Annotated in this window: 11 protein-coding genes; 5 read left to right on the top strand and 6 right to left on the bottom strand. The window is 59.7% G+C overall.

The features are described from left to right. Nucleotides 1-677 (bottom strand): hypothetical protein (locus tag ACEW8N_RS14610; RefSeq protein ID WP_373500573.1); only part of this gene is annotated, 677 nt, incomplete at its 3' end. A 30-nt stretch (nt 678-707) separates the two neighbouring features. On the opposite strand from ACEW8N_RS14610, the gene ACEW8N_RS14605 reads away from it, so the two are divergent. The 5 genes from ACEW8N_RS14605 (at nt 708) to ACEW8N_RS14585 (ending at nt 4909) form a co-directional block, all read left to right on the top strand. After that, complete coding sequence (locus ACEW8N_RS14605) at nt 708-848, top strand: hypothetical protein (RefSeq protein WP_373500572.1); 141 nt, start codon at nt 708-710, stop codon at nt 846-848. Nucleotides 849-1083: 235 nt separating this feature from the next. After that, nucleotides 1084-1503 (top strand): hypothetical protein, encoded by a 420-nt coding sequence (locus ACEW8N_RS14600; RefSeq protein ID WP_373500571.1) that lies wholly within the window; start codon nt 1084-1086, stop codon nt 1501-1503. A 112-nt stretch (nt 1504-1615) separates the two neighbouring features. Further along, the gene (locus ACEW8N_RS14595) at nt 1616-2455 is read left to right on the top strand and encodes a YiiX/YebB-like N1pC/P60 family cysteine hydrolase (protein ID WP_373500570.1); all 840 of its coding nucleotides are present in this window, start codon (nt 1616-1618) and stop codon (nt 2453-2455) included. Between the two features lie 266 nt (nt 2456-2721). Then, a complete protein-coding gene (locus tag ACEW8N_RS14590) occupies nt 2722-2961 on the top strand; it encodes a hypothetical protein (RefSeq protein ID WP_373500569.1) in 240 nt (79 codons plus the stop codon). A 415-nt stretch (nt 2962-3376) separates the two neighbouring features. Continuing rightward, the gene (locus tag ACEW8N_RS14585; protein WP_373500568.1) at nt 3377-4909 is read left to right on the top strand and encodes a mercuric reductase; all 1533 of its coding nucleotides are present in this window, start codon (nt 3377-3379) and stop codon (nt 4907-4909) included. Between the two features lie 461 nt (nt 4910-5370). Here ACEW8N_RS14585 and ACEW8N_RS14580 read toward each other — a convergent pair whose 3' ends face one another. From ACEW8N_RS14580 to ACEW8N_RS14560, 5 genes are all read right to left on the bottom strand, one after another. Next, nucleotides 5371-5622 (bottom strand): DUF3179 domain-containing (seleno)protein, encoded by a 252-nt coding sequence (locus ACEW8N_RS14580; protein ID WP_373500567.1) that lies wholly within the window; start codon nt 5620-5622, stop codon nt 5371-5373. A gap of 6 nt (nt 5623-5628) precedes the next feature. Then, complete coding sequence (locus tag ACEW8N_RS14575) at nt 5629-6006, bottom strand: hypothetical protein (RefSeq protein ID WP_373500566.1); 378 nt, start codon at nt 6004-6006, stop codon at nt 5629-5631. Nucleotides 6007-6122: 116 nt separating this feature from the next. Further along, nucleotides 6123-6425 carry a hypothetical protein gene (locus ACEW8N_RS14570; RefSeq protein WP_373500565.1) on the bottom strand — a complete coding sequence of 101 codons (303 nt, stop codon included), beginning with the start codon at nt 6423-6425 and terminating at the stop codon, nt 6123-6125. A gap of 1 nt (nt 6426) precedes the next feature. Continuing rightward, nucleotides 6427-7026, bottom strand: a complete 600-nt coding sequence (locus tag ACEW8N_RS14565; RefSeq protein ID WP_373500564.1) for a sigma-70 family RNA polymerase sigma factor — start codon at nt 7024-7026, stop codon at nt 6427-6429. Between the two features lie 52 nt (nt 7027-7078). Beyond that, a partial coding sequence (locus ACEW8N_RS14560; protein ID WP_373500563.1) for a hypothetical protein occupies nt 7079-7667 on the bottom strand: 589 nt, incomplete at its 5' end.

Here is a 7667-nt window from a genome sequence, read left to right as displayed (position 1 = left end):
CCGACCACGGTGTTGTCGTGGTTTTCGGCGAGCATGAGCGTCCATTCGGTCGTCCCCGACGGGAGGCGGAGCTTGGCCCCCACGGCGGATTCGTCCCATTCCACCGCGCCGTTTTCAGGGTTTCGCCGCGGCACGCCGATCCATTGGAGATCGCCATTCTCTCCGGCCGGCAGAAGGGCCAGGGCCATGTCGTCCCCTACCTTGTAATCCCGGACGACGTCGGTGGGGGCAAAGGGGTTGAAGATGTCCATGGGATTGAAAAGCATCCCGTTTCCCCAGGTCACGGCCTGGCGGCCGAGGCGCAGGTTCCCCCACGGCCGGTCAACGATCAGGAAGAGCCGGTCGAGGCGATGGCAGAGCGCCCCGTCCGCGCCGTCCGCGATCCCATGAGTGAGGTCCATCAGGCGCCGGTCATCGGAAATGGCCCGGATCGCCGGCGAGAAAAGGCCGCCGCCTGAACTTGCGCCGGTGAGGTCCCGCAGCTCCCGCCTCTTCCGCCAGGTGTCTCCGCCCACCAGAACAGCTTCGTAGTGGGTTTCAAAGCTGCCCCAGTCTCCGAAAAAAAGCTGGTTCTTGAGCCGGAATTCGCCGGACCCGTCCAGGTAGGTCCCGGTCCCGACCCATTGATAGAGGCTCCCGTCGTCCGGCCGGGAAACCGCCGCGCGCGCCCGGTCCACCAGACCGGCAACCCCGATGCCCTCCCCAACATGATGCTCACGGTCTACGGCAGGCCCGCCCGGCGGCTCTACATCCATGAATACGACCCGGTCACCCACCGGGCCTTCCGGAGATATCCGCCCAAACTCCGGAAGCAGCGGTTCGCGGGCGAGGTGCTGAAGGCGCTGTAAGCCTCCGCGAAAACTCCCTTTTTCCAAATCCCTCGAAGCATGCCGTTCAGCGCGTCCAATCGTGCGCAAATCCATCCCTGTGAAATTCCCCGCAAGGATTCGTGAATTGAACCGACGAAGAGGTCAGATGGAGAGCGAAGCCCTCAGGAAGTGAATGCCGCTTTCCAAAATATCGAAGATGACCCGTCGCGGGTCAAACAGAAGAAACCTCATTCGCATAACACAGGAGATCGCCATGAAAACACACCGCGTCGTTCAGATGATCCTTATCGGCATGATAGGCATCCTTTTCATCTCTTCAGGCTGGGCAGCCGGCAGCGGCCGAACGATTGTTCTCGAATCAACACCCGAACATCCCGACGCCAAAGGAACCGCAATGATAGACAAGAGCCGCATCAGCCTCCAGGCCCAGGGGCTCAAACCCGAGGCCGTATACACCGTGTGGTTCGTCAATATGACCCCCAAAAAGAGTGAAACGGGCGCCGGCACGGCACCGTATATGTTCCGGACGGACAAATCGGGTAACGGCAGTTACAGTGCGCCCTTGAACGGGGAGCCTTTCGGCAGGTGGTCGATGATCATGGTGGTGCTGCATCCCAATCATGACCCGAAGGACATGAAACATATGGTCGGTGCCCTGAAGGCGCCTCTATAGACAATCCGCCCGCAAAACGCCTGCTCCCCGGTTGACCCGGGGGCAGGTGGATCAGCGCCGCCGTTCAACCCGGGTCAGGGGAATGCCTATCCCTCATGGATCAGGAGCGATCATGCCTCTTTTACGCAGAAACAGATCGGTAAAGTGGTTGACCTTTTTAAGCCGCTCGCTTCTCAAGCGGCTTGAAGCCCCCTCCCCGTCTTATGAGAAGCGGATCATCAACAACATGGACAACCTTTATCGCGTCATCCGCAAGGGGGATGTCGTGCTGGTTGAAGGCCGCTCGGAACTGAGCCGGTTCATCAAGGTGTTGACGCAAAGCTCCTGGAGCCATTCCGCCTTCTATGTGGGGGATGCCCTCGATGGATCCGGAATGGAAGATGTGCGGAGGGCCCTGGATGATGCGGGCGACCGCGACCGGCGCCACATGCTGGTGGAAGCCGATACCGGAAAGGGCGTCATCGCCGTTCCCTTGAGCAAGTACGGGGATTACAATATCCGGATCTGCCGGCCTTTCGGGATTTCCACCCAGGATCTGGAGATGGTGGAAGCGGAAGTCATCCGCCGCATCGGAAGGCACTATGATCATCATAACATTCTGGATCTGGCGGTGCTGCTTCTGCCGCCCTCCCTGAATCCTTTCAAACAAAGAACCATCAAGGCCTGCCTGGGGGGCTGTTCGGAATACGAGGTCATCTGCTCGGGCATGATCGCCCAGGCCTTTCAGAAGGTGGGGTATCCGATTGTTCCCGCCCTTATTCAGGCGGAAAATCTCCACAACAACAGTGCAACCAACCCTTACGGCTCGCAGTTGATCATGCGCCATTATTCGCAGATCGTTCCCCGGGACTTCGACCTGAGTCCCAATTTCGAGATCGTGAAGTACAATATCATCGGCATGGGCGAGTTCGACTACAAATCCATTTGGGCAGCCCGTGCGGTCATGGAATAAAATCTCACCCGGCGAGGACTCATGTCGATTTCACGAAAAGACCGCATTGCGCCACCCATCGAGACGTCCGGTTGGACGACGGCTGTTTCAAACAATGATCGGAGAATTCCATGAAGGTCATACGGATAATGAAATCTGAAACAGAAACGACATCCAGGTGCAATCCTGATCGAAATGAGACACGCGTCATCCCCGGCCCGGGGCATCGCTCGCTTGAATCCCTATTCGACGCTGACCATCTTTTATTTTGGAATAACCTCAGCAGGTTGAACAATCTATTGGTGGTCATGAACATCAGCATGTTTTTTCTCACCGGTCTGGTGGCAAAAGGCTACTTTTACACCTTCTACTCCCTGGGCTGCCTGGGATTCGTAGCCGTGGGCCAGATCATCCCGACGCCATGGACCCGAAGCCTTCGATATTTCGGGATATATTTGATAATTGAACTCGCCGCAGGCTACTTTCTCGTCGCCAGCATCATTTACTGGGTTCAAAACGGCCTCTGAGCGCAACGGTCATGACGCCGTCGATGATGCGGCGATAAAGCGACCCGATGAATTTTAGCGATTTATCATGTCAGTCATGCCGGTTTTCCGCGACGAATTCAGAAAAGATGAAACAGGAAGAAAGAAGAAAATGGCTCAGTAAGGCGGTCCTGTTCGGGGTTATCCATGTCGGATGATGCACACAATCGAAAACCATTGGCCGGACAGAGCGCCATTGTGACTGGATCGCGCTCCGACATCGAAGCCCGGATCGCCCGGCCGCACGCGGCCGCCGGTCTGGGGGTGTTTGTCTATTAGGCCGGCAACCAGCATGGCATGGACGCTGTCGTCCATCAAATCATCGCCGCCGGAGATCAGCGTCGCGGTGGCACCACTGCGTCATCCACCCATGGAATCTAATCAAGGGAGAATAAACATGCCAAAAGCGGACAGTGATCAACTTATCGTGGAACCGTGGGACTTGCACAACCAGCAACTCGTGTCCCACGTTCATCCCCCGGGCTGGAAAAACCCCAGGCCTGCTTCACGCTATAACCTGGTCGTCATCGGCGCGGGAACCGCCGGGCTGGTATGCGCGGCGGGGGCGGCCGGCCTGGGAGCCAAGGTGGCCCTGATCGAGCGCCACCTGATGGGCGGCGATTGCCTGAACGCAGGCTGCGTTCCGTCCAAGGCCGTGATCCGTGCCGCACGGGCCGCCGCCGCCGTTCGCGACGCTGGCGAGTTCGGTGTGCGTGTCCCGGAGGGCGTAACCATGGATTTCGGTGAGGCCATGGCGCGGATGCGCCGGCTTCGGGCATCCATTGCCCCCCACGACTCGGTCAAGCGGTTCAGTGATTTGGGGATCGACGTCTTTATCGGTGAAGGCCGGTTTGTCGATGCCCACTCGGTTGAAGTCGCCGGCGAACGCCTGGCCTTCAAAAAAGCGGTCATTGCCGCCGGGGCGCGAGCCGCGGCGCCGCTCATCCAAGGGTTGGATACGGTTTCCTATCTGACCAACGAAACCGTCTTCTCCCTCACGGAACTGCCCAGGCGGATCGCCGTCATCGGCGCCGGGCCCATCGGCTGTGAACTGACCCAATCCTTCGCGCGCTTCGGCTCGGAGGTGTTGCTGGTGGAAACCCTGCACGGCATTCTTCCCAAAGAAGACGGCGACGCTTCCGCCATCCTTCTGGAGTCCATGCAAAAAGATGGTGTGAAGCTGCTTTGCTGCGGCAAGGAACTGAAACTGAGCAACGCCGGCGGCGGCAACATCCGTCTCACCGTCGAATCTCACGGCAAGGGGTATGATGAAGTGGTCGATCAACTGCTGGTTGCCGTGGGGCGTGCGCCGAATGTTGAGCATCTGGGGCTGGAAGAGGCGGGGGTCGCCTATACCCGGAAAGGCGTCCAGGTCAATGACCGCCTGCAGACCACCAACCCGGACATTTATGCGGCCGGCGATATCTGTTCCCCGTATCAATTCACCCATGCCGCCGATTTCATGGCGCGCATCGTCATTCGCAACACGCTGTTCTTCGGCCGCAGCGGCGTCGGGGCATTGATCATCCCCTGGTGCACCTACACGGAACCGGAAATCGCCCATGTCGGCCTGTACGAGAACCAGGCCCTGGACCAGGGGATCGACATCGATACCTTCACCCGGGAGCTGCGCGAGGTCGACCGCTCGATTCTTGAAGGCCACACCAACGGATTCGTGCGGGTGCATGTGCGCAAGGGCACGGATAAAATCGTCGGCGCCACCATTGTGGCGACCAACGCCGGCGACCTGATCTCCGAGATCACCCTGGCCATGACCCACAACCTGGGCCTTGCGCAAATCGCCGACACCATTCATCCCTACCCGACCCAGGCGGAGGTCATCCGGCAAATCGGGGACGCCTATAACCGAACGCGGCTGACGCCCTTTGCGAAGTCGCTGTTTTCAAGGTTGATGGCCTGGCGCAGATGATATCGAGCACCCGCCATGGGGGTTGAGAATTGGCTTTACAAGAATGGTTTATCCATGCATTCATCATCAAGATAAGGGAGCACGACATGAGCGAAACCTACTACGAACAACGTGATTTAGAGGATTTTCCCAATATCGGCGAGATTTGACGGTCGGTGGTTTTGCAAATCCCTTGTAGGGGCAGGCCCCCGTGCCTGCCCTTCCCCGTGCCTGCCCCCCAATTCCCGTATACTTTGAGTGGTCACAATCTTCGTTTTTTTACCCTCACCCCAACCCTCTCCCGGCGGGAGAAGGGGTTAAGAAAAATCGCAACTGATGACCGTGCAAGGTATACCACAGATGATCGTTCCCAAGGATTTCGATCCGAGCCTCAATGGGCGACTTTGACACTATGGGCCGCCTGCATCACCCTGCCCATCCGGGCCGGGTGACGCAGGCGGCAAACAAAGGTCCCTTCAACCTCATTTCATGATTCTGGAATCGGGAAAATCCTTTTCCCATTTCCACCACTCGGTGTCCCGGGAGGGAACCCGGGGAAGCCGCCGCTGAAAATGGATCCCCTGAATGCCCAGGAGGTCGTCCCCCTCCGGGTACCAGAGGGTTCCGGTTTCATGGTCATAGAGAACGAAGGTATTGTTGTAGGTCCAACCCGACGGGGCGATGGTCAGGACCTGCCCGTCAATCTCGCGGCTGTACACAGCCGCCAGGTTCACCAGCGGTCAGTACCCCACCGCGATGGGGGTGTCGCCGATGACGGTGTTGGCGATTTCATGGTGCTGCAGTTTCGGCACGGAATAGGCATGAGCCGCTTTGCCGTCCGCCACCCCGATGACCCGGAGGGACCGGTGGATATAATCGGGGTTTTCGACAAACGCCCCGTCGTCCAGGGGCGTAAAGGCATGCCGGCCGATGCCGTATTGAAATTGGCCGGGGATAAACCCGATGGACTTGGCCTGGGTCACGTCCCACCGCTCCCCATGCTGATCGACGATATAGGTGTTCTTGCCTCGGGTCTCGACATAGGCCCCGTGGGCGGGAAAAATCCCGCCCGTGAGAATCGACAGGACCATCAGGAAAGAGAGATGTATTTTTCGCATGACGACCTCCTTGTTTGTGGGTTCAGGATCTGAACCTTGGTCGCACGGCGAAAAGAATCCTTTCAGAAAAATGCGCCCGCCCGGATACGAATGGGGACGGAGATGCCTTCAAGCGCTCATTCCTCCGGAGCGGCACCTTTTCCGCACCTCGCCGCAACAGCTTTTTTCAGGCGCTCCCGGGCCTCGGGCGAGAGGGCGGCGTCATCGATGTCCAGGGCTCCGGGGGGCTCTTCCGGGCCGATGCCGCTCAATCGCCGGAGAAGGTGGATCTGGCGTCTGAAGCGGCGGCAATAGCGGCACATCATGAGGTGCGCCCACATGGCCATGCGGGTCGAAAAAGGGAGCCGGACGTCCATGGCTTCGGAGGCCATGCGGCTCACGTGTCGGCAGCTCGGCATCCATCGCAATTTTTCCATCATCTCATCCCCTTTCCATGCGGGCGCCCGGCCATCCGTTTTCCAGGCATCGCCTCAGCCCCATGCGGGCGCGGTAGAGCATGGTCCACGAATTGGTCGCGGTGACCTCAAGCTCCTGACAGATCTCCTCGGTATCGGCACCGTCGATCTCGCGGAGCATGAAAACCCTGGCCAGCCGTTCGGGAAGCGCTCCCAGGCACCGGTAGAAGATATCCAGAAACTCCCGCTGCTCCTGGATTTTGCCAGGGTCCGCCGACCATTTGGCCGGCTGGAGCGACCACCCCCCCCGCTCGTTGAACAGGTCGTCCCCGGACGCCTCATGAACGTCAACCCGGTCGAGATCCTCGTATGGCTGTTCACGCCGGCTTTTCCGGTAGTGGTCGACGATTTTGTATTTCAGGATGGCCGTAAGCCAGGTCTTTCTCGACGACCGCCCCTGGTAGGATGCGCGAGACCCGATGGCCGAGACAAGGGCCTCCTGCACCAGCTCCTCGGCGGTCGAAGGGTCCTTGACGCGGGCCAGGGCAAACCGGTAGAGCGCGTCCCCGTATTGATCGACCCAGTCCTCAGGTCGGTCCGGAAGATCTTCCCGGATCTCTGCCATATCCCCTGCCTCCTTTCATGATCCATTCCCGAAGCCCATGCGCCCCCCGGCCTCAGTAATACCAGGTCAGCCAGGCATAGGCGCTGTCCGAAGGCTTGGCCTCGGCGTCCGTCCCGGGGATGTCAAACCCGCCGTATTCGGTGCCGGCGCCGCCCCAGTAGAGCGTCACGCCGGCCATGGCCTCGAGGTCCTGGGTGATGTTCCACACGCACCGGGGCTGGATGACGCCCGAAGGGTCCGGGAGGTTGGTGATGAATGTCACCGCCGCGGTAAAAAGCGGGTGCAGCTCCACGCTGACCTGGGGGGCGAGGTAAAAGCGTCCCAGGGTAAAAACCTCCCCCCGGGCCAGGGCCGCCAGGAGATCCGGGTCCTCCGCCACCTCGGCGTAGTCCGTCTCCCCCAGGCCATTGTAGTAGAGTTCCACGAACCCGTAAAAGTTTTTATCCCGCCAGGTCCATGAAATGTCCATGTTGGCGACCGCGGAAAGGTAGCCGCCCGAGGGGCTTTCCGAAGGCGGAACCGTCCAGGTGGCGTCCATGCGCCACGCGGCTTCGCCGAGATACCCCACGGCCCCCGCGCCGACCACGGTGTTGTCGTGGTTTTCGGCGAGCATGAGCGTCCATTCGGTCGTCCCCGACGGG

This window comes from Desulfococcus sp. (assembly GCF_041737845.1).
In the GTDB taxonomy this organism is placed as follows: domain Bacteria; phylum Desulfobacterota; class Desulfobacteria; order Desulfobacterales; family Desulfococcaceae; genus Desulfococcus.
This window is presented reverse-complemented; position numbering and strand designations above follow the sequence as displayed.

Bases quoted from the DNA above. Each gene is read 5' to 3' on its own strand.
- ACEW8N_RS14595 (WP_373500570.1), top strand. From the start codon at position 1,616: ATGCCTCTTTTACGCAGAAACAGATCGGTAAAGTGGTTGACCTTTTTA.
- ACEW8N_RS14605 (WP_373500572.1), top strand. From the start codon at position 708: ATGATGCTCACGGTCTACGGCAGGCCCGCCCGGCGGCTCTACATCCAT.
- ACEW8N_RS14575 (WP_373500566.1), bottom strand. From the start codon at position 6,006: ATGCGAAAAATACATCTCTCTTTCCTGATGGTCCTGTCGATTCTCACG.
- ACEW8N_RS14600 (WP_373500571.1), top strand. From the start codon at position 1,084: ATGAAAACACACCGCGTCGTTCAGATGATCCTTATCGGCATGATAGGC.
- ACEW8N_RS14565 (WP_373500564.1), bottom strand. From the start codon at position 7,026: ATGGCAGAGATCCGGGAAGATCTTCCGGACCGACCTGAGGACTGGGTC.
- ACEW8N_RS14585 (WP_373500568.1), top strand. From the start codon at position 3,377: ATGCCAAAAGCGGACAGTGATCAACTTATCGTGGAACCGTGGGACTTG.
- ACEW8N_RS14570 (WP_373500565.1), bottom strand. From the start codon at position 6,425: ATGATGGAAAAATTGCGATGGATGCCGAGCTGCCGACACGTGAGCCGC.